At 42.7% G+C, this 20,110-nt stretch carries 18 protein-coding genes (1 of these 18 running past the window's edge); 9 read left to right on the forward strand and 9 right to left on the reverse strand.

What is annotated here, in order from left to right; translation table 11 throughout:
- From LEP1GSC058_RS02325 to LEP1GSC058_RS02335, 3 genes are all read right to left on the reverse strand, one after another.
- A protein-coding gene (locus LEP1GSC058_RS02325; RefSeq protein WP_016547907.1) for an IS481 family transposase crosses the window boundary here: on the reverse strand, positions 1–515 show its beginning. 637 nt of this gene lie to the left of the window's left edge; the window shows 515 of its 1,152 coding nt (coding positions 1–515); the start codon lies at positions 513–515; its stop codon lies beyond the left edge, outside the window.
- A gap of 210 nt (positions 516–725) precedes the next feature.
- Positions 726–2,051: a hypothetical protein gene (locus tag LEP1GSC058_RS02330; protein ID WP_016547802.1), complete on the reverse strand. Its 1,326-nt coding sequence runs from the start codon at positions 2,049–2,051 to the stop codon at positions 726–728.
- A gap of 30 nt (positions 2,052–2,081) precedes the next feature.
- Positions 2,082–3,023: a LysM peptidoglycan-binding domain-containing protein gene (locus LEP1GSC058_RS02335; protein WP_016548066.1), complete on the reverse strand. Its 942-nt coding sequence runs from the start codon at positions 3,021–3,023 to the stop codon at positions 2,082–2,084.
- Positions 3,024–3,311: 288 nt separating this feature from the next.
- On the opposite strand from LEP1GSC058_RS02335, the gene LEP1GSC058_RS19860 reads away from it, so the two are divergent.
- Entirely contained in the window at positions 3,312–3,548 is a 237-nt protein-coding gene (locus LEP1GSC058_RS19860; RefSeq protein ID WP_016547796.1) for a hypothetical protein, read from the forward strand.
- Between the two features lie 610 nt (positions 3,549–4,158).
- Here the strand turns inward: LEP1GSC058_RS19860 and LEP1GSC058_RS02350 are convergent.
- Positions 4,159–4,638, reverse strand: a complete 480-nt coding sequence (locus LEP1GSC058_RS02350; RefSeq protein ID WP_016547866.1) for a DoxX family protein — start codon at positions 4,636–4,638, stop codon at positions 4,159–4,161.
- A gap of 426 nt (positions 4,639–5,064) precedes the next feature.
- Here LEP1GSC058_RS02350 and LEP1GSC058_RS02355 point away from each other — a divergent pair, with 426 nt between their 5' ends.
- The 3 genes from LEP1GSC058_RS02355 to LEP1GSC058_RS02365 all read left to right on the forward strand — a co-directional run bounded on the left by LEP1GSC058_RS02355 (position 5,065) and on the right by LEP1GSC058_RS02365 (position 9,056).
- Positions 5,065–6,966, forward strand: coding sequence for a glycoside hydrolase family 5 protein (locus tag LEP1GSC058_RS02355; protein WP_016548089.1), 1,902 nt, complete (start codon positions 5,065–5,067; stop codon positions 6,964–6,966).
- A 333-nt stretch (positions 6,967–7,299) separates the two neighbouring features.
- Positions 7,300–8,454, forward strand: a complete 1,155-nt coding sequence (locus tag LEP1GSC058_RS02360) for a glycosyltransferase family 2 protein (protein WP_016548245.1) — start codon at positions 7,300–7,302, stop codon at positions 8,452–8,454.
- A gap of 56 nt (positions 8,455–8,510) precedes the next feature.
- On the forward strand, positions 8,511–9,056 hold the full coding sequence (locus LEP1GSC058_RS02365) for a DJ-1 family glyoxalase III (RefSeq protein ID WP_016548181.1): 546 nt from the start codon (positions 8,511–8,513) through the stop codon (positions 9,054–9,056).
- Between the two features lie 151 nt (positions 9,057–9,207).
- Here the strand turns inward: LEP1GSC058_RS02365 and LEP1GSC058_RS02370 are convergent, their stop codons facing one another.
- Genes LEP1GSC058_RS02370 through LEP1GSC058_RS02380 form a run of 3 tightly spaced genes read right to left on the reverse strand, consistent with a single transcriptional unit; the run spans position 9,208 to position 12,306 of the window.
- Complete coding sequence (locus LEP1GSC058_RS02370; protein ID WP_016547861.1) at positions 9,208–10,293, reverse strand: DUF1574 domain-containing protein; 1,086 nt, start codon at positions 10,291–10,293, stop codon at positions 9,208–9,210.
- Between the two features lie 18 nt (positions 10,294–10,311).
- Positions 10,312–11,811, reverse strand: a complete 1,500-nt coding sequence (locus LEP1GSC058_RS02375; protein ID WP_016547782.1) for an MBOAT family O-acyltransferase — start codon at positions 11,809–11,811, stop codon at positions 10,312–10,314.
- 3 nt (positions 11,812–11,814) lie between these two features.
- A complete protein-coding gene (locus LEP1GSC058_RS02380) occupies positions 11,815–12,306 on the reverse strand; it encodes an NYN domain-containing protein (RefSeq protein ID WP_039947970.1) in 492 nt (163 codons plus the stop codon).
- 74 nt (positions 12,307–12,380) lie between these two features.
- Here LEP1GSC058_RS02380 and LEP1GSC058_RS02385 point away from each other — a divergent pair, with 74 nt between their 5' ends.
- A complete protein-coding gene (locus tag LEP1GSC058_RS02385; protein WP_016547816.1) occupies positions 12,381–13,223 on the forward strand; it encodes a hypothetical protein in 843 nt (280 codons plus the stop codon).
- Between the two features lie 21 nt (positions 13,224–13,244).
- Here the strand turns inward: LEP1GSC058_RS02385 and LEP1GSC058_RS02390 are convergent, their stop codons facing one another.
- A complete protein-coding gene (locus tag LEP1GSC058_RS02390) occupies positions 13,245–13,712 on the reverse strand; it encodes a PaaI family thioesterase (protein ID WP_016547848.1) in 468 nt (155 codons plus the stop codon).
- A 157-nt stretch (positions 13,713–13,869) separates the two neighbouring features.
- On the opposite strand from LEP1GSC058_RS02390, the gene LEP1GSC058_RS02395 reads away from it, so the two are divergent.
- The 3 genes from LEP1GSC058_RS02395 to LEP1GSC058_RS02405 all read left to right on the forward strand — a co-directional run bounded on the left by LEP1GSC058_RS02395 (position 13,870) and on the right by LEP1GSC058_RS02405 (position 16,066).
- Positions 13,870–14,871 (forward strand): patatin-like phospholipase family protein, encoded by a 1,002-nt coding sequence (locus tag LEP1GSC058_RS02395; RefSeq protein WP_016548170.1) that lies wholly within the window; start codon positions 13,870–13,872, stop codon positions 14,869–14,871.
- 23 nt (positions 14,872–14,894) lie between these two features.
- Positions 14,895–15,365, forward strand: a complete 471-nt coding sequence (locus LEP1GSC058_RS02400) for an Mpo1 family 2-hydroxy fatty acid dioxygenase (RefSeq protein ID WP_016548240.1) — start codon at positions 14,895–14,897, stop codon at positions 15,363–15,365.
- Positions 15,366–15,487: 122 nt separating this feature from the next.
- Positions 15,488–16,066, forward strand: a complete 579-nt coding sequence (locus tag LEP1GSC058_RS02405; protein ID WP_010569624.1) for a TetR/AcrR family transcriptional regulator — start codon at positions 15,488–15,490, stop codon at positions 16,064–16,066.
- Between the two features lie 101 nt (positions 16,067–16,167).
- On the opposite strand, the gene LEP1GSC058_RS02410 is transcribed toward LEP1GSC058_RS02405, so the two are convergent.
- Positions 16,168–17,811: a glycerol-3-phosphate dehydrogenase/oxidase gene (locus LEP1GSC058_RS02410; protein WP_016548028.1), complete on the reverse strand. Its 1,644-nt coding sequence runs from the start codon at positions 17,809–17,811 to the stop codon at positions 16,168–16,170.
- Between the two features lie 164 nt (positions 17,812–17,975).
- On the opposite strand from LEP1GSC058_RS02410, the gene LEP1GSC058_RS02415 reads away from it, so the two are divergent.
- Positions 17,976–20,003: a SpoIIE family protein phosphatase gene (locus tag LEP1GSC058_RS02415; protein WP_016548174.1), complete on the forward strand. Its 2,028-nt coding sequence runs from the start codon at positions 17,976–17,978 to the stop codon at positions 20,001–20,003.
- Positions 20,004–20,110: the final 107 nt, after the last annotated feature.

Raw genomic sequence — 20,110 nt, forward strand, 5'->3', positions numbered from 1 at the left:
TAACCGTCGGATATTGTTAAGGGATAGCAACGGATTCCGTCTCGCATTTTAAAATCACCTTTGAAATCAGCACACCAAACCGCATTCGGATGATCATAACCTCGGAAAGGTTCCGAAAAACGAACCATTCCTCCTCTCTTCTTACGGGGCTTTACTAAACCTCTTTTCTTAAGAATACTGCCGATCGTGCTCGCTGCAGGCCAAATAATTTCCGGATGACTTCCCTCAAGTATTACAAGCAATTTGCGAGGTCCCCAAGTAGGGTGTTGCTTACGAACTGCAAGAATCAACCGCTCTTCCGCAAAACCTACTCGGTTCGGGTTTGTGTGCGGTACCCTACTTCTCTCCAAAAGACCTTCAGGGCCTTCCTTGCGATACCGTTCAAGCCACTTGTATCCCGTCTTTCTACTTATTCCAAATGTTTCACAAAGAGAACTTATGGAAACCGTTCCGTCGCATACTGCGGCAATGAATTTTACTTTCTCGTCCATAGGGGACACCTCTTTCCACGGCAAAGGATTTTCCTCCATTTGCCTAAATTTCAGTGTTACCTATGTCACAGGTCTATTCTGTTACCGATGTCTCCGGTTTGTACCTTCAGGGCGGGGCGAAGCAGTCCCCGCGGGAGCTCACACACACTGTAATACCACAGAAATGCGGAACTCAAAAAAAATAACGGAGAGTCCAATGTCTCTCCGTACTGCCCAAGTATATACGGCAGGTGATTATTGTTTTAGCTGAAGCTTCGTGCCGCCATCTTTCTCCCAATTGGGATTTAGGACTTCGATTTTATAGGTAAAATCACTCTGATTGCCGACATGGTCTTTTGCTCGAACCGATAACGTCGATTTTCCAATCGGCAAGTGAAAGGGGGTAGTATATTGAAATTCCTTAGTCGTCGCACCTTGAATGGAAATTTTTATTTCCTTAACACCGCTGTATTCGTCGGAACAAAACAGATGTACTTCAGATTTACTATTTAATAAAAATATATCTTCCTCCTTGCGAAGGCCTGGCAGTACAATTTCACAAGTCGGACCTTTCTGATCGACCATAAGGGGGAATTCACCCGATTTCTTGTTTCCGGCTTTGTCTTCAGAAACCCAGCGTAAAATCCAAACGCCTTCTGGTACCGACTCAGGTATCTTGTATTCTCCTTTAAAAAATGGAGGAGAATTCTCGAACTCTCGAATCCGTTTTACGCCGACTTTCCGTCCGCTAGGAGACTCTGATTTTATTTCCGCTTCAAGGTAGCGAATCCCTGAACCGTCCTCTTGAATTGCAAAAGTTATCGCATCTCCGGAACGGTATTCCGGCAAGCCGGAAGTTCCCATTTCTTTAGGACTCCAGATAACCTGCGGAGGAGTCGTATCCTTCAAGACACGAATTGTTCGAACCTGCTCTCGGTTGCCGACTATATCTTCCGAGTAGAATTCTACATCTGCCCAGCCTTCCTTTACTAACGGAATAGATCCCTTATATTCCAACCATTCACCTTTATCGATTCTAAAAAAAGTTTTCAGAGGCAGGTGAGTTTTAGGATTACGTTCAGAATTACCTCCTGCCGCAATAAATTCATCCTTCTTCGAATTGGAATCTCCGAAGAAAATCTCCAAACGTTCCGAAGGATTTACAAAATTATCTGCCTCGTAGCTTTCCTCCCGAAATCGCTCGGAATATTCTTTCAAGGAAACTATGCTGGAAGGAGGCCCTTTTGCTCCTGAAATTCCGATAGCGGTAATCCGCACGTATAATGTAAGTTTCTCTTCTCCAAATGTTACTGACGAATCAAGGACAGTCTGAGCAGAGAGAACGTTAGCAAAATCCGATCGCTCTGAAAGTTCTACTAAATATCCTTTTATGCTAGGAACCTGTCCCCATCTAAGTGTAATTGATGAAAGCGGTACTGTTGCAGAATTTTTTTTCGATTGAGCTATAAGTGAATTATGCTCTCCGAAAAATAAGAGTACCAAGACCAATATGGTAATGGTGAAAACGTTATAAAAATTCAACATAACCGATTTGGAAAATAAAAAACCAATCTTCGCCATTTAGCCAATTATCAGCACTAATATTATTTATTATTGGATCTCGACTCTATCAGGAAGCGGGGTCGGAGTCGCAGGTTTCTTGCCTTTCTCTACGGATGTTCCGAATCCAGCCGGAACGTTGACTACTACGCCTTGGGCCGCGACGTCTAATTCTCCTTGAAAACACCCCACCAGACTTTTGTCGGGAACTATCGAATCCACATAAAATTCAGTTCCTCTAACTCCAACAGTCGCAACGGGTGTCAGCACGAATAATTTATATTTCTTACCTTTATCCTTCTCACGCACGGAAGACTCCAGTGATCCTGAAGATATCAAAACTGCCTTCGCATTTTCCACTGTATCATTCTTATATTCCGCAAGGGATTGGGTTTTACTTGAAAGTATTCGCAAAACAGAATTTTGTCTAATCTCGAAAGAAATCCCGGTTTTAATGAAAGCGAAACGCAACGAAGACTTATCTTTAGTTCGAATCCATTCGTCGGTAAAAAACATCGAGTTTTTCGCTATTTTCGCCCATTTTCCCGCGTTCGTTACCGGATTGAAATCCTTAGAGGATTCCACTGTGCCAATCGTAAATTCCGCTATGGCTTCCGGATTCGCAGCGACAGATGCCGCGGGAGTTTGAGCTTGGGCCGGTGCGGCAGGAATCGAATCTTTCCTGAGATAACCGGGAATTTTTAAGGTTATACCTTCTCGAATCAAAGACGGATTAGGAATCTCGTTATATTTAAGTAATTCTTTCCAGCGGCCAGGCTCTTCCAAAAACTGTTTGGAAATTTTGGATAGTGTATCGTTCTTCTTAACCTTATATTCGAAAACATCGTCAGGAGGCCCTTTTTCTTGCGCCTGAAGAGGATAACTGCCGCCAATGCTAATCGTGAAAATGGATAGCACACTATAAGAGAGCATTCCTAAAAAAATAGGTAATATTGCGAACCCTGCAATCGGTCGCGGAGTTATCTCCAGCATTAAATCCTCACAATGTTTTTTGCATCCAACTTCGCAGATTTTGACGAAACTACGTCGATAAATCAGAAATCTGTCATCAGATTATAACCCAACGTTTAGAATACTAAACGTGATAAATCAATGAGACGATAATTTTCGACGAAATTAGCCGTAATTTACCAAAATAATCGCATGTTAGAAAATTTAGTTTGAAATTTTTTCTTTCCTAAACATTCTACCCATTTACTGACGCGAATTCCTATGAAAAAATCCTTATTATTTATCTCCGCAACGATTCTCATTAGCGCAATGTTCTTCGTTATTCCCGATCGGGTTGAATCCCAAGGCGGAGATATTGAAGCGGCGATCCAAACTGCTTGCAATCGTCTCGTTGAAGGTGGTCTTTATAAAAGCTGTAAACCGGCCCCAGGTTTCTCCGCTTCACAAGGTTACTACAGCCAATCTGCTCAGGTCAAATGTGAGTGCTTAAATAAGTCTGATAATAGCAAGACGATCGTAACGATCTCCTTATGGCAAGGATACTGACTCGGGGAAGACAATTTTCCTTGTCCAAGGCTCGAACCATGAACGTTCGAACAGCGTTTCATTTCGGTTAATCGACCGAGCTCGAATTCTTTCAGTCTTTTAAAATGGGTTCTAATCGTAGTTAAAGCAAGCGCAGACGATCATCCAAAATACCTTTTTTTTGCAGCAGTACCGGGGATAAATTCTTATCCTTTTGGCCCGGAAAAGACAAAGCCGCAAATAATAAGTAAACGAATAATAAGCCATTCCGCGATATATAGGCATTGTCAATTTGAGTAACATAAGATTCATGATTTATTTAGGCCTTTCTGTAAAGGATGGTATTGAGTTAAGAGTGTAAAGTAAGCATGGAACCACTCAAATTTGGAAGATAGTTTTATGCGACATAATATTGATTATCGGAAGTAGTCTCTTATGTCAGATTTCACCTGTAAAAAGTCGATAAGCCAGCCTAACATGCCGATCGATGCCGAAACGCTTTGCAGAATAATATACTTATCCGGACTCCCAAATCTTTCTGAAAAAGGAGTCCGGTTTAAGTTTCGCGCAGTCCGAATTCTTTCCTTCGGAAAAAATTCTACTCGGTTTCTTTCAGACTTTCCGTTTGCAGTTATAATTTGGCTCTTCGCTTCAGAATAGCGTCGATAGAATTACGTCCAGGCCCGGAAAGGACTAAATAAAGCGATCCTAATAACTGGGCGTATTCGGATCGAATTTCGTGCAAAACCGCCCAAATGCCGACGATTGGCGGCGCTTGTGGAGATGCCAAAGGCGAAGTCCCAAAATATAGCGGCACCTTCGTCGTGAGCATAGCTACGATCATCTCGATTATAAAAAGGCAGCCAATCGGTTTTGTCAGAAATCCGGCAATAAGCAAAAGTCCACCGGCGATTTCCAACCCCCCGATGAAACCGCTAACAATCCCCGGTTCCGGAAATCCAAGTTTTGTAAATCTTCCTACACCCTGATTCGCGTAGAGAAATTTAATAATGCCCTCCCAAAGAAAGACTCCACCTACTAGAAAACGAATGATCATTCTATATGGATGTTCAGTATCTTCTATTTTTAAAAAGAAATTTAGTACCTTCATGTATTTGTATTTCACCGCTCCTTTTATACGAAATGCGTAAAAGAATGAACGAACTCGGTCCTCATTGCAATTTGACTAACAATTCGATTTACTCCCAGGTTTGACCTAATCGTATGGAATCCCGGCAACCTGTCAGAACGAACGATACAAATTACTGAATTGCATCCGCAAGGTTTTCCGATGGATTCATTGCTTCTTAAAGAGCCACCCTTTCCCAAGCAGAGTAAGTAGCCATTCCTGCCAAAAAACGGAGATAATAGAAATTTTCTGAACGATCGTTTTTTTTAAATATAAGCACTTTATAAGTCTTTAGCGCTCGCTATAGAAACGGATTATAAGGAGATTCCATTTAATATACCAAAAGAAAATAGGAACCTGTTTTTAACGGAATAGCTTTGCTGTTGGCGGTTCTTGGAGAGAATTGAAATGTCGATGAATCAAAATAAGGGCGTAAGAATCTGCACGATTCTTTTTTTCCTTTTAACAATTATTTCTTGTTCACCGGATGGTGCAAAATTCGGTCCGAATTTATTGGGAGCCCTTTCCTCCTTAACCGGAAATTTGCCGGGACTCGGATTGAATCAGAATGCGAGCCGCGAGCAATTGTATTCTCCCACGGGAGTTCCCCTTCCTTCGGTTCCTTTGAGCACCAACGGGAGATATATCGTCGATACGAATAATAATCGGTTTAAACTGAAAGCGGTCAACTGGTACGGAGCAAGCGACACCCATTTTGTAGTCGCCGGTCTGGATAAACAGCCGATTTCATTTATCGTGTCCTTAATCAAAGAATGGGGATTCAATGCGGTAAGATTACCGTTTTCCAACGTTATGTTACACAATACGAATGCAGTGTCCGACGCGGATATTAGTGCAAATCCGCAATTCAGCGGATTAACTCCTTTGCAAGTTTATGATCAAACTGTGCAGGCACTAACCGATGCGGGAATTGCCGTAGTTCTAAATAATCATACGACTCTGGCGGAATGGTGCTGCGGGTTCGATTATAACGGCCTTTGGTACCATACCGGTTCGAGTTTAGCCTACAATTCATCCACAGATATGTGGCAGGCTGATTGGCTCATGATGGTGAATCGCTATAAAAATAATAAAATGGTGGTGGCAGCGGATCTAAGAAACGAAGTTAGAACGCAGAGACGCGGTGATACATATATTCCCGATAGTCCCAATTGGGGATCCGGAGATGTAAACGATTGGCATAAAGCTTCTCAGGATTTAGGCGGGCAAATCACTCTGAACAATCCAGATTTACTCGTCATCGTTGAAGGCATAAATTGGTGGGGTTTGATTCCGATTCTTGGGTCGGGCGAACGTCCTCATCTCAAACCGATAAAAGGCCTACCGGTCCATTTGCCTCTCTCGAATAAACTCGTCTACTCGGCCCATAACTACGGCTATATCGGTCCGAATAATAACGGGGACCCAAAGACTTCGGGAAGCAATATTACCTACAACCAAATGGATCCGACTACATTTCGGAATACCGTCTATTCCGAATGGGGATATGTAGTTGATCCTGAACTCTACTATACGGCGCCGGTTTGGGTAAGCGAATTCGGCGCTTCTCCTTCGACGACCAATGATCAAGATAAGCAATGGTTACAAAACCTAGTCGATTATCTAATCGAACGGGATCTTGATTTTGCATTTTGGCCTTTAAACGGAAACGATGAATGGGGATTGGTTTCGAGTGATTGGTCTAGAACATTGAAAGACGATTGGCGTTTCGCTCAATTGAATCGCTTATTAACGTATTCCGGTAACCAAGGACAGAGCGTTTTCGCCAACCATTTCGCAAATTTATCCATCGGAGGAGGAAATGACAACTCCTCGACTTTAAACAACGATTGGGATAATGGGGCTAATAAAGGTAATTGTCCCGACGGATATCGACTGAACGGACTTAGTCAAGATCAGCGCGCTCTTTGCACGGATATTGCCTACGGGGTCCTTTGGAATTCAAATAGAAATTATAATGTGCAAGCAGTAAACGAAACGACTACCCGATACCATGGAACCGGAGATTGGGCCGGCGGTTTTACAAAATACGAATGTCCGCAGAACTTTTACGTCTCCGGCTTTTCAAAACGTTGGTGGGGAACGAGCGGAATACTATGTGCTCAAGGCAATCGTTCGTTAGGAAATAGCTGTAGAACCGTTTGGTTCGATCGAGGTGACAACCGAACTTCCTCTCGCGGGGGTGACTGGGCATCCGGATCTTATAAGGGCCAATGCGATGACGGCGAATATGTAGGCGGTATCGCCCAACGAAACGGTTCGGCGAGTGCCCTACTCTGCTGCTTATAAACTTCCGTTAAACTCCTAACCTCTTATGCCGTAATCGAATATTCAGTTCGATTACGGCTTTTCTTTTTTAAATTCCATTCATCTCAAAAATATAAATAAAAAACGTTCTAGGTGGAATCCTAGAGCCAAATTGATCAGTCTAAAGAAAGTCTCCATCCTTCACAAAGCAGCATTTGAACGTCGGTCGTCTACCTATTCGTCTGAATCGATGTAGACTGCGGTTCAGTAACTCTAAGACCTTTTTTCCTTATCCCTTCTATTTTTTAGTATGTAATCAATTAATTACTTATTAGAATTGATCGAATCCGATCCTTTTCGGACTTTGGACTTACGATGAATCCAACTATTTCCGTCATTCTTCCTACATACAATGAAAGCGAAAATTTACCCATCGCTGCAGAGCGTATCTCCGAATCTTTGTCAGGATTCATGCACGAGATTATCGTTGTCGACGACGATAGTCCCGACCGCACATGGGAAGTGGCCGAGGATCTGCAGAAAAATCTCCCTCAATTAAAAGTCATTCGGCGCTTTACCGGAAAAGGTCTATCTTCGGCAGTTTTGACCGGAATGGGAATTGCTAAAGGGGATCTTTTCGTCGTAATGGATTCCGACTTGCAGCACGATGAAAGAATTCTTCCTGAAATGATTCGATCTCTGAATGATCGCGGAAATGATCTTTGTCTGGGAACGCGTTACACAAATGGAGGTTCAACCGGAAAATGGTCTCTATTTCGAGTGGGAATCAGCCGATTCGGAAACGCATTGGCGCGGCGATTAATCCGCCAAAATGTTTCCGATCCTATGAGTGGATTTTTCGGGATTCGAAAAGACGTATATTCCGAAGTCAAAAATAGCATTAATCCGAGAGGGTTTAAGATCCTCTTAGAATTTCTAGCCCGAGGAAAAGAAGATTTAAAGGTCGAGGAAATTCCATACACATTCCGCACAAGAGTTCATGGAGAAACAAAACTGGACAATTCCGTAATTCGAAATTTTCTATTGGCTCTATTGGACATTCGCTTTGGAGAATGGATTTCGCCGACCTTTTTGCTTTATGCGATGGTTGGGGCAACCGGAGTAATCGTAAACCTGGGCGGCTTTCTGATCGGTGAATTCTTTTCCTTGCCCGATATCAGTACCGGTATCTCGTTTTTAGATCCCATCTCAAGTTCTGTCTTATTGGGAATCGAGCTTTCTATCATATCCAACTTTCTGTTGAACAATTACTTCACTTTCTATGAAAGAAGATATGAGGGTTTCCGTGCCATTGAAGGATTTGCGATTTTTCAAGCGGTAAGCCTATTCGGGCTTATATTGCAGATTGAGTTTTACCAATTATTGCATAATCGAGTCTTTTCTAATTACTCCTTTTCCACTGGAATTCCAATCAAACTAGTATGCGATCTGATATCCATCGGAGTCGCCATGCTCTCGAATTATTTTCTTAATTCCAACCTTACTTGGATGAAGACGAATAGGAAATGATTTACTTCTAACCTAAGTGGCGATAGAGTCTTCCAAAGTTCCGATCGGAGGAAGATATGGCCAAAGTTCTCGTACCCTTTGCCACCGGAATGGAAGAAATCGAGGCAGTCGTTATCGTGGATGTTCTCCGTAGGGCGGGAGTGCAAGTCATTACTGCAGGACTCTCCGATGGTCCGGTTCAGGCTTCCCGCGGAACCCGCCATCTCCCGGACACCGTACTTTCGGAAATTGCTCACGAAGATTTTGATATGGTCATTCTTCCGGGGGGAAATTTAGGAACGCAAAATCTAGGGAAAGATTCGAATCTAATCGAATTACTGAATCGTTATAAAAAGCAAGGAAAATGGATCGCAGCCATCTGCGCGGCTCCTAGTATTTTAAAGGAGCACGGTATATTAAATTCCGGGCAAAAATTTACAGGCTTCCCGGGGTCGGTGGAAAAAACGAGCGAATACACCGGCTCGCGACTCGAAGAATCCGGAAAAATCATAACTAGTATCGGCCCAGGTTCCGCATTTGAATTTGCGCTTCGAATCGTAGAAATCTTAGCCGGTAGCGCAAAGAAAAAGGAAGTCGAAGCCGGACTTTATTTACATCGATGACCGACGAGAGGAAGGAATTTTTGCGACTTAGGCGAGTTTCCAAAATTTAAGAAATTTTAATACTTACCGAAGCTCAGGATACTCTTCGAAAAAGGAGTTCCGGTAAGTCGCCTTCTCTGCAAAAAAAGCAGCGATTGCTTTTAAATAGAATCTAATTAGGTTCTACATTTTCCGAGAGTTTTCTAAACACGTAATCTCCATAGGCGGGATAGCAGCTAGGCGACATGTGGCCCGGATCGGAGAAATCATCGCAGGTATATTCGGGATCATTATTCATATCCCAGAATTTTGTATCGGTCTCTTGATTGAATTTCCGGATCTCTGCAAGCCAAACGTTCAACGGAATTTGCGGTCCATCGGGTGTATCCGTTTTTCGAGTTCCATACAACTTAAAATACGGTCTAGCCACTCGTACCCAGATTGTCGCGTATGGAATTCCGGCTTTCTTTAATAATTCTACGGAATCTCTTTGCATTTCCAACATATCGTAATGAAACGTATAAGGACTCAAATAGGACTGAAAATCGGACTCCGATCTTTTAATCAGTTGGTCTTGCGGAAGTTTGATTACGTTGGCCTCTCGAGACGTACTACCCTTTTGATCCGCTAACGACTCTAACGTATTCACAACGGCAGCGGCGTAATTATTGGCCCAATAGGAATCGTTTTTTAAACGTTCCCGAACTCTCCAAAGCTTCGGTCGATCGCGGTACGAATGAAACATTCTCTTTGATAGAAAAATGGACCATTGTTCCTTCGAATATCGATTCCAATGACGAAGTAAGAACCCGGGCGAAACTCCGTAAATCAAGACTTCATCCAAAGCTAAATTCGGAGTTTTATTAAAGATTTCTAATGATTCATCCAGTACGATAAAATCCGGATGCAATCCGTCTTTTGTGATTCTCTCCACCCAATACAAAAAGTAATCCGGCGATCCCCCCGGAACGGAAAAATTATATAGAATCCAATCCGGATATTTTTCACGCAATTCATGGTAAGGAAAAAGCAGCGATCTGGAATTTCCGAGGAAGACTAATACCTTTTTCCTTTCGGAAGGAGGTTTTTTAAGATATCCTTTTAAATCTTCGTAAAGGTCCTGTTTGCTTAAATAATTTAAGTGCGATAGAGTGTTGGAGTAGTATCTTTCAAAATAGTTATTCGTCAAAAACCGATCTATCATTAACGAGATTGCGAGAATCAGAAACGGAATTAAAAGAATCTTCTTATCTTTCATATCAATTCGTTCGAACCTCTAAAATTGGCAATAGATGCATACGCTGGAATCTTCGGAATACAACGTGATCGCAAAGACGGTAAGAATCGCACAAATTACAAAAATCCAGGTTCGATTTTCTCCGATTTTTTGAATCCGTTCCGGTTTATATTGTACGAAATGAAAGAACAAAAATGCGAGATAAGAGTACGCAAGTTTCTCCATATTCTCCATTCTTTCTAACCTTAATGGAGAGGGCCCGGAAACCAACGAAGTCGCCTGATCGATCCAATTTGATCCGTTGGCCATTAAAATTCCGGAAAGTTTTCCAGGCAGATTCGCGATTAATCCCACGACATGCTGGACCATTTTTCCCGCGGAATTCGACCTGAATAAGATCGCGCTAAAAGAGAAAAGAACGAATATAATTTGAACTCTGATTACGTTTAAGAATCGATTTGAGGATTCTCCGTCATCCCATCCGAAACGCTTAACGAAAAATCTTTCCGCAGCAAGGATAACACCCCAGTAAAAGCCCCAAGCAATAAAGGTGTAATCCGCTCCGTGCCAAATTCCTCCGACCGTCATTGTGATGATTAGATTGAGATAAGTTCTCCATTCCCCCGTTTTGCTTCCCCCTAAAGAAAAGTAAACGTAATCTCTCAGCCAGAATGAAAGGGTCATATGCCATCGTTGCCAAAGTTCCCTTCCGGACGGTGAAAACAAAGGAGCCTTAAAGTTTTCTGGCAATTCGAAACCGAGCATAAGACCGACCGACCTCGCCATATCCGTTAAACCCGAGAAATCGCAATAAACTTGAATCGTATATCCGAACCCGGCGAGCACAAGAGAAAGATTATCGTATTGCCCTGGATTCGCAAATACGGGAGCGATGACGTTCGCAACAGGATCTGCCACCATGATTTTTTTAATCAACCCGGAGATCATTAAATAGCCCGCTCGAATAATTTTTTCCTTACTCGGAGAGAGTTGTTCCAAGTTCGGAAAAAAATCTTTCATCCTCAAAATGGGGCCGACTATCAGGATCGGGAAGAATAGAACGAAAGAGAAAAATTGCTTTAAAGTCAGGACTTCGCCTTCAGGCTTTCGATAGGCGTCGATAGCAGACGCGATCATTTGAAAACTGTAAAAGCTGACCGCTAATGGAAGAGATATTTTTAAGATTCTAGGAACTTCTTCGAAGAAAGGATATCCTGTGATATCGGCGAGTATTCTATTGATGAAATAGAAATACTTGAAGAATCCTAGATTGATGACGTTCAATAGGACGGCGAATATCATCCACCCCTTTTTGTGATTCGACGTACGGATCCGATAATAAGCGAAATAGTTCGTCAATATTATCGCTATAAAATGAGCGAGAAATCCTAATCCACCGAAGATAGTCGATGCGCTTATAACGTAAAATAAGGCGCTCGAAAATAGTAAAAAATCTTGTCTTCGCCTACCCGGTAAAAGCCAGTAAATGATATAAACGACGGAAAAGAAGATAAGAAATAGGATGGAATTGAAGAGCACGGTTTATTTTCCCTTCTTGAAGAGTTCTTTCCAATATAGAATTTCGCCCGGAGAAAGTTTTCTTTCCGAATCTTTCTCTTCGGCTCGCGGTTTTTCGCTGAAAGCATCGGCGACCTTCGCTGCAAAATCCTCGGATGGGATAGTTTTTGAACCTAATCGTTTCGCAAAAAGTAAAATTTCCTGATCAGAGCTTACAACGAATAGTTCGGAAGGCCTTGGTGCGTATTTGATATAATCCTTGATCAGATCATCCGCTTTTAATTCGTGACTGAAATAAACTTGAATATTTCCGTAAGCGTCTTTTCTTACTTCGCTTCCTTTTTCTTTCTTTCCATCAAAGAAAACGTGAATATTTGGATTCTTAATTTTCGAAGAATACGCTTCTAAAATTCTAAGAAGCCCTACCCTAGCTTCACGTAGTCGATCGGAATACATAAATGCTTCCAATTCGGGGAATTTGTAAATCAAATTGAAACCGTCTACTACTAAGTGCATCTCGCGAAATCTAGTGACCAGATTGGCGGTTCTAGAAAAACTTGTAAACACCTTACCGAACCGAGCCAATAGTCATGACGGATACTGCAATCAAACCTCTTCGAGTATCTCGAATCGGCAAAATCATCCGTACAATTCGATATTGGAGAAGCGTCCTTCCGGGAACTGGGCGCGATTATTTCCTTCTCACACTCGCTTCAATCGACGTCTTCCTGCTTCTATTCGTAAATTCTTACAAGGAATTCATTCATCGAGATATTTCAGCATATGTTTTAGTTTTCGACCTAATAGTTCTCGTTCTTTGGGGATTGGAATTAATTTTAAAACTGAGACAAAAGGGGGATCCGAAAAAGTATTTAAAGACGAATTGGTATGAAGTAGTCGGAATTATTCCCTTCTTTTTCCTAAGGCCTTTCTTGCTGCTCCGCGGCGTAAAATTGGCGATCGCATTCTATAGATTCGGAACGTCCGGACAGAATGTTAGCGAAGCTTTAACGAGAGAGATCACATTTCGTTTTCGAGATGTGATCGTAGATACGATCGCAGACGCCGTATTCCTACATTCTTTGGAGCGGGTGGAAGAAGTGATGCTTCGTTTGGATTATAGCCAGCTTGCCAAGCAAGCATTTTCAAAACACAATCGTCAATTTCACAATAAGGTGAACGAGTCGCTCCAATCCAAGTTTCTTTTAGGGGATTTATCCCGACTTCCGTTCATGTCGGAGGTCTCTCGCAGATTAGGGGAAGACATCGGACAGATGATTGCGGAAGTGTTGGAGACCGAGGTAATGGGAGAAATTATGAAAGATATCACGGCCAATATCCTCCGCGAAATGACCGATCACGTTCGGAAACTCCCGTTAGAAAGAATTACCGGAACTTCTTCCAATACCTCTCACGAAACTCCACCGGTTTAATCCGCAACAGCCTAGATTCTTCTATTCTTGTTTGCCGGTCCCGGGAATTTTCAAAATCAAAACTTGAGTCGTCGACTTAGCGAGAAGTTTTTCTTCCTCGTCGAAAGCCTCGGCTTCTAGGTAAATATGCTGATTGCCCCGCGCTACGACCCTGGCAGTAATTCGAATCCTTTGGTTTTCTTTGACCATACGGATGTAACTTACGCTCAGTTCTAGCGTGGTCGTGGGTTTCCCCGCAGCCAAATAACAAAGAGGACCGAACGTATTATCAAACGCGGCAGCGAGAAACCCGCCTTGAAAGACTCCCATCGGGTTGGAAAATCTAGGTTCAATATAAAAAGTACAAGTCAGTTCTTTTTTGCGAACGTACGAAACAAATTCTCCCGAAAGTTCTTCGAACGCAGGAGGAGGAACTTTCAAGGAAGGAACAGCCTTAGAAAACTTCTCCCATTCTTTTTGCATATCCTCCAGATGATTTTCTTGCCCCATTACAATTGCCTCCTCGACCGTAGTCTGTCGGGTTCTATTCGTAGAGTCTGGCTTTAAAATGAATGGAGTAAATCATTATCTGGGGGTCTGTAGGAACTATGACAGTCCAAATTTATTCTTGATCCCGAACGGCGTTCATTGTCTATAGAAAGACTGAATGCTGTCTGAATCGACCAAATCATCAATTCCGTTTTTAGAATCCATTTGGAAGGAATTGGGAACCAAAAAAGAAATCGCCTTAGCCATCGCTGGGGGAGGAATCAAGGCTTTTTACGGATTAGGCTTTGCCTTTGCCCTTCGCAGTTGGGGAATTCAGATTCGGGAGGTCTCCGGAGTAAGTGCGGGCGCCGCAATGGCGATTAGCGCCTTATCCGAAACCGAAGAAGAAAGTTCCGTCTACTTCGAAGAATTAACCCGAAGAAACCCAAAAAATTTTTATTGGAATCGGCTCTTGAGAATTCTTCCTCCTTTTCCTCACGACGGTATGGCTCGTCGAACGGTCAGTTATTGTTTAAAACTTCCTAAATTACTCTCTAAAGCCGCAAAGATTCGAATTCATACGGTCGAAATTCCGGGAGACCGAATTCAAAAAAATAAAAACGGAAAACCGAATAAACGTATGCTTTTAGCGAGAGCTGCTAGGATTATTCGCGCCTATTTTAGAGATGAAGAATTAAGAAGAAAGGGGGAACTCCCCTTTCACGTTATGAATAAAATGAAGGAATGGGGATGGAGGGAACGAATCTTTACAGAAAAAGAATTTTCCGATCATGAAACGGTTACTCAAATCGTAATGAATTCCTGTTCCGCGTTTCCGGTACTTCCTTTGCAAAGTCTTGGCGGTAATTATTATTTAGATGGAGGGCTAACGAATAATCTATTGTTAGAAGAATTCAGTTCCGAAATCCCAAAAATCGCGGTTTTCTATGAGCAGACTACGTTGGTAGGAAAAGCGCCCGAAATTGTCGCAAATACTCTCTTGATCTCCCCGGACGCCCCTTTTATAGAACAAGGGTTTGATTATACGAATCCGAGTTTAGTCCGTTATGCGTTTGAAAAAGGGAAAGAGGATGCAGAACGAAATCGGAGCCGTATCCTAACCCACCTCGCCCCCACTTGGAAAAAACACTTGCTTTCTTTTTTCGAACAAATAAAATAATTAACCTGTTCGGGAGGAAGAGCATGAAATCTGTCGAATCCTGGTTCGGCGAGTATGGAGAAAGCCACCAGAATAAAACCAACAAGGCAATTCACTGGATATGCGTCCCCGCGATCTACTTCAGCGTTTTGGGGATGATCTGGGCGATTCCTAATCCCACATTCTTCACGAATATAAGTCCGCATTTGAACTTTGCGACGCTGACAATTGCTTTTGTTATCCTATTCTATTTGAGACTTTCCCTGACACTTGCGTTAGGAATGCTTGTAGTTTCCTTGCCGATGTATGCGATCATTTTGGAGTTAGAGGCGACCGCCCCAATCCCCGTTTGGCAAATATCACTCGGGATTTTTGCAATTGCATGGGTCTTTCAGTTCATCGGTCATAAGATAGAAGGCAAAAAACCTTCTTTTCTAAAGGATATGCAGTTTCTGCTGATTGGGCCGATTTGGTTGCTTGGTTTCATCTACAAAAAATTGAACATTGCCTACTGAATCGATCTTAGAAATTCATTCGTTAAGAGATCTAATTTTATCTCTCAAACCGTTGAATTTGTCGAGTTGACGTAGAAAGCGACTTTATAAAATTTAGAGTAATCTGTTTCAGGAAAACCGGAATGCCGAAAATCGTAAATCACGAGAAATATAAAGCGGAAATTCTTTCCAAGTGCGTAGATATTCTCGCGCGGAGAGGATATTCGGCAGTATCTATGCGGGAGATCGCCACCGAACTGGATGTATCGACCGGGACGTTGTATCATTACTTTTCTACGAAAGAGGATATCTTTAAGGAACTCGTAAAATTTGTTCTGAGTAAGGACATCCAAGAATTGCAAGTTTATTCGAAGGGAGAGGAAAACCAATCCATTGAAAAGCGCGTAGAAGCCCTCTTTACTATGGTGAAGGATAGAGAAAGTTATTTTCAAAATCTTCTTTATATCATTTGCGATGTCTCTCGTTTAAAGAACCATGAAGAGGAAAAACAACTCATTGCGGAAGCGATGAAGGAATATGTGACGATCATCACGAAGCATTTAGGGATTACCAATCCGAACTTAAATAGACTTTTGATAAGTATTATCTTAGGCACGGTCGGACAAAGGATTGTCGATCAAGATGCAATCAAACTAGAAGATGTTGCCGAAGTCGTGAAAGACTTTATGGGGGTAGTGCTCGCAAATACCTTCACCTTCTAGCTTTCTTAAAATCTCTAAAAGAACAATTATAATTGAACCTTCGGGAAATCGTATTCAATCTATGACTTTAAGACGGTGAATCTTAGTTTTGTAAATCGCCTTTAATTTACTTGAAATCTACCGACAACCCCCGCTTTTTCGGATTTTTTCTGAGCCTGGCTCCAACCCAAAGATTTTCCAAGTTCGTCTATAATGAATTCTAGATTTTCCGCAGAAGGTAATCCAGGCACTCCCGCCCCGGACCGATGAAAGAAGAAATCGCTGGCCTTTCGGATCGATTCTCCCTTTGCAATGTATCGAATTTCGGATATATATAATTTTTCCCCGTTCGCTAAAACTGCAAACGGCTCTCCTGGCTTGGCATTTTGAAGAATTTCATAAGATACACTACCGTAACGATTCGCAACCGTTTCCAAGACTTCTCCGCTAATTTTTGGAAACTTGTTCGCTAAACCGTGAATCAGAGAAGCAAGATCGGAAAATTCGCCGGAAATCAAAGGAACGAAATTCGTCTCACAAGGCAAATAGGTTCCGGGTAGATAATCGCATAACTGGTCCGTGATCTTTTCCGCAAGTCCTCGGCTGGTCGTATATTTTCCTCCGAGAGCCGTAAAAAATCCGGGAAATCCCTGATCTCTATGATGGATAATTTCCGTTTTCCGAGAGGCATTATATGTATCCGAGGTTTCTCCGGGGTCTTCCACGAGAGGCCGCATTCCTCCGTAGAAAAAATCCACATCGGTTTCTTTTAATTCCGTATAACCGTAAGCGTAATTAATTTCCTCAAGTAGACCTCGGATATCATCCTTCGTGACCTTGAATTTATCCGGCGAATCCTGATAAACCGTATCAGTCGTTCCGATAATGGTCTTCCCCCGCCAAGGGAGCACGAACATATGAGTTTTATCTTTCTTTTTCAGTACTAGCGCTTTTGAACCGGAAATGGCGCGAGTCACGATATGAATTCCTTTTGACCTTACTAGAACCTTATCCATTCCGACTCCGGCAAGCGACTCTATAAAATCCGCCCAAGGTCCGGCGGCATTGACGACCGTCTTTGCAAAAACCGGTAATTTCTTACCGCTTCGCTTATCCAAAAGAATAGCCTGATACGCTTCTTGCTGTTTGCTAAGCGCCACAAGCTCGGTGTAATTATAAGCCTCGCCGCCGTTTCGCTGCGCCGAGAAAATAAACTCGCAAGTATGACGTTCCGGATTTATATTTTGGTAATCGTAGTATAAGTATGCCCCTTTCAATCCCTCTTTCGGTAAGGAAGGCGATTCGATAAGAGTCTCTTCCTTACTTAAGAACCTAAATTTAGGAATCCATCGATCGGGGGAGATTTCCCTATTTCTATCGAATGAGAATGCGTCATACATCCGCATCCCGGCAGCTAACACTAGTTTTTCGGCCAGAGAGTAAACTGGAACGAGAAAGCCCAAGGTTTTTACCGCGTGAGGACTGATCTTTGCAAGAATTCTTCTTTCCCGAAGTGATTCTCTAACTAGAGCAAATTCCGCGTTCTTCAAATACCGCAAGCCGCCGTGAATGAGCTTTGATGTAGCCTGGCTAGTTCCCGACGCGAAGTCATTTTTTTCCACAAGTAGCGCTCTTAGTCCTCTAAGGGTGGCATCCCAAAGCAATGTCGCTCCGGTAATTCCCCCTCCTATGATCAGAGTGTCATAAACGTGAGAAGAAAGCTCAGCTTTTGCGGATTTTGAACGAGAAGCGCGGGTATTGACCATAGGTTTCCCCAAACTAGCGGTTTTGATTGGATTGGTCAACGATTTACGGAATTGTTAAAATGCAAGACGCTTCGAGTTAAATTAAAATGTTGAATCACTCCGAAAGATTTGCAACTAGGTAAGGATAAGCTCGGATAACAACCGAACACGGTTCATCATATCATATGACATCTCCTCAGAATCTTCTCAGAAAAATCCGAGCCTTGTGGGTTGACTTTCTTGCTATTTTCGAACCCGATCCGGATCGAACTACCTTTGAGCGCGAATATAAACAAGACCTGAATCGACAAGTCATGACTCTGCAATATCCGGGAGCGATTCTCGGAATTTTTGTCTGGTTAGGATTTGCCCTGGGAACCGATCAAAAGCTGCATCCGGAATTTCCGGAGCTTGTCTATTTTCGGATCGGACTTTCTTTAGTCAGCCTACTTTCTCTCGCGCTCTTTCTTCTGGGATCTGTATTTAAAATTCCGATTCGAAAGTACGGCTTAGAATTTGCGTACGTATTCGCGTCGTATTTTTTACTCTCATGCTCTTTCTTTACGGGGAGAATCGCCGACGATCCCAACTACGTTTCGGGTTTGCAGATTGCAGTGCTGATCATCGTCTTCTTACCCATTCCGAGAAGAGTATCTTTTCTATTGTACGGAGCTTCCGCCTTACTTTTCGTCGCCGCGGTTATTCTTTATTCCCCGCCGTTGAATACTCCGCAAGCCGCCTACTCCATGCAAAACTTAGGCATCGCGTATTCTGTCGCGATTGTCTTTTCGATTATCGTGGAAAAGTACCGATTTGCTACATTCGTCGGTAATTTTAAAATCGTAGAAAAGAATCGCGAAATTTCCGAAAAGATGGATCAAATTCAGGCTCTAAAAGAAAGACAGGACGGCGATTATTTTCTCACCGCTCTATTACTCACTCCCCTTTTGAAAAAAGAAATCACAGTAGAATCGCCTCTCAACGTTCAATTTCTATTCGATCAATACAAGAAATTCAGCTTTCGAGGAAAGGAATATGAGATCGGCGGAGATTATATAAGCGCATATGAGATTCCGTTACGAGGAAAAAAATACACTGCGTTTATCAACGGCGATGCTATGGGAAAATCGGTCCAAGGCGCAGGCGGGGCTCTCGTTTTAGGATCCGTCTTCAATTCGATTATCAGTCGTTCTCGCCTTTCTCCTGAAATCCAGTCCAGATCGCCGGAGCGTTGGCTAAAGGAAGGATTTTTAGATCTACAGAATGTCTTCGAGACCTTCGACGGATTTATGTTAGTTTCGGCGGTTTTAGGTCTTGTCGACCTTGGAACCGGCACTCTTTACTTTGTAAATGCGGAACACCCATGGCCGGTCCTTTACAGGGATGGAAAAGCCTCCTTTCTTGGAACGGATTCGAATATGCGAAAATTAGGAATTTCGGAAATTCTAAACTCGAAGATTTCGGTGCAAACCTTTAAATTAAGACCGAACGATATCGTTTTTTGCGGTTCGGACGGAAAAGACGATCTTATACTCGAAGAGAATTTTTCCGGTAAACGAACCATCAACGAGGACGAGACACAGTTCCTTCATTGCGTAGAGGAAAGTCAAGGCGACCTTGAAAGGATTCGCAGATCCCTTTCGAGCAAGGGAAAATTATCCGACGACCTTAGCTTATTATCCCTCGCCTATCGTCCGAGCCGCGATCCGTATAAAGCGGACGATTCGCAGGTTTTATTAAAAGCGGATGCGGCATTTAAAAACCAAGATTACGCCGAAGCCATTCACATATTGGAGGAATCTCTACCGAAAGATTCCGGCGTTTGGCAGGGGCTTTCTCCGAAAATAGCCAAGGCACTCTCTCGCTTGTACGATAAATTGGGGCGGACCAGAGAAGCCGCAATTTGGGCCGAAACTGCCTTGGACTGGGATCCTTCGGAATCCGAGCTCTTTTTTCAAACCTCTCTTCTTTGGAAAAAAGTTTATGCCGTTTCACGAGACAATGACGCGTTAGAACGAGCATCCGAATACGGAGAACGCTTTCGCGTCAGAATGCCTTCTCATGTGCGCAACCTAATCAATCTCGCCGACACGTATCGCTTGTTAGGAAATCGAATGAGAGCCGGTAAATTGTTGGCGGAAGCTTCAGAACTTATGCCCGGCAATCCGAAAATCCAGAATCTTCGCCAATTATTAGAACAACGTAAATCCTGAAATAAATCCCTGAATTCTTCCTTCTATGGATCATTCCTTTTCAATTAATTTTCTTTAAAGAGCGAGTTTTCGTATATCGAGTTTATTTTTCCGTTGCTCTTCCGCAT

The sequence above is a fragment of the Leptospira fainei serovar Hurstbridge str. BUT 6 genome (assembly GCF_000306235.2).
Lineage (GTDB): Bacteria > Spirochaetota > Leptospiria > Leptospirales > Leptospiraceae > Leptospira_B > Leptospira_B fainei.

What these genes read in the sequence shown, in the direction of transcription:
- LEP1GSC058_RS02330 (WP_016547802.1), bottom strand. Translation starts at nt 2,051, where the DNA reads ATGGCGAAGATTGGTTTTTTATTTTCCAAATCGGTTATGTTGAATTTT.
- LEP1GSC058_RS02335 (WP_016548066.1), bottom strand. Translation starts at nt 3,023, where the DNA reads ATGCTGGAGATAACTCCGCGACCGATTGCAGGGTTCGCAATATTACCT.
- LEP1GSC058_RS19860 (WP_016547796.1), top strand. Translation starts at nt 3,312, where the DNA reads ATGTTCTTCGTTATTCCCGATCGGGTTGAATCCCAAGGCGGAGATATT.
- LEP1GSC058_RS02350 (WP_016547866.1), bottom strand. Translation starts at nt 4,638, where the DNA reads ATGAAGGTACTAAATTTCTTTTTAAAAATAGAAGATACTGAACATCCA.
- LEP1GSC058_RS02355 (WP_016548089.1), top strand. Translation starts at nt 5,065, where the DNA reads ATGTCGATGAATCAAAATAAGGGCGTAAGAATCTGCACGATTCTTTTT.
- LEP1GSC058_RS02360 (WP_016548245.1), top strand. Translation starts at nt 7,300, where the DNA reads ATGAATCCAACTATTTCCGTCATTCTTCCTACATACAATGAAAGCGAA.
- LEP1GSC058_RS02365 (WP_016548181.1), top strand. Translation starts at nt 8,511, where the DNA reads ATGGCCAAAGTTCTCGTACCCTTTGCCACCGGAATGGAAGAAATCGAG.
- LEP1GSC058_RS02370 (WP_016547861.1), bottom strand. Translation starts at nt 10,293, where the DNA reads ATGAAAGATAAGAAGATTCTTTTAATTCCGTTTCTGATTCTCGCAATC.
- LEP1GSC058_RS02380 (WP_039947970.1), bottom strand. Translation starts at nt 12,306, where the DNA reads ATGCACTTAGTAGTAGACGGTTTCAATTTGATTTACAAATTCCCCGAA.
- LEP1GSC058_RS02385 (WP_016547816.1), top strand. Translation starts at nt 12,381, where the DNA reads ATGACGGATACTGCAATCAAACCTCTTCGAGTATCTCGAATCGGCAAA.
- LEP1GSC058_RS02390 (WP_016547848.1), bottom strand. Translation starts at nt 13,712, where the DNA reads ATGGGGCAAGAAAATCATCTGGAGGATATGCAAAAAGAATGGGAGAAG.
- LEP1GSC058_RS02395 (WP_016548170.1), top strand. Translation starts at nt 13,870, where the DNA reads ATGCTGTCTGAATCGACCAAATCATCAATTCCGTTTTTAGAATCCATT.
- LEP1GSC058_RS02400 (WP_016548240.1), top strand. Translation starts at nt 14,895, where the DNA reads ATGAAATCTGTCGAATCCTGGTTCGGCGAGTATGGAGAAAGCCACCAG.
- LEP1GSC058_RS02405 (WP_010569624.1), top strand. Translation starts at nt 15,488, where the DNA reads ATGCCGAAAATCGTAAATCACGAGAAATATAAAGCGGAAATTCTTTCC.
- LEP1GSC058_RS02410 (WP_016548028.1), bottom strand. Translation starts at nt 17,811, where the DNA reads ATGGTCAATACCCGCGCTTCTCGTTCAAAATCCGCAAAAGCTGAGCTT.
- LEP1GSC058_RS02415 (WP_016548174.1), top strand. Translation starts at nt 17,976, where the DNA reads ATGACATCTCCTCAGAATCTTCTCAGAAAAATCCGAGCCTTGTGGGTT.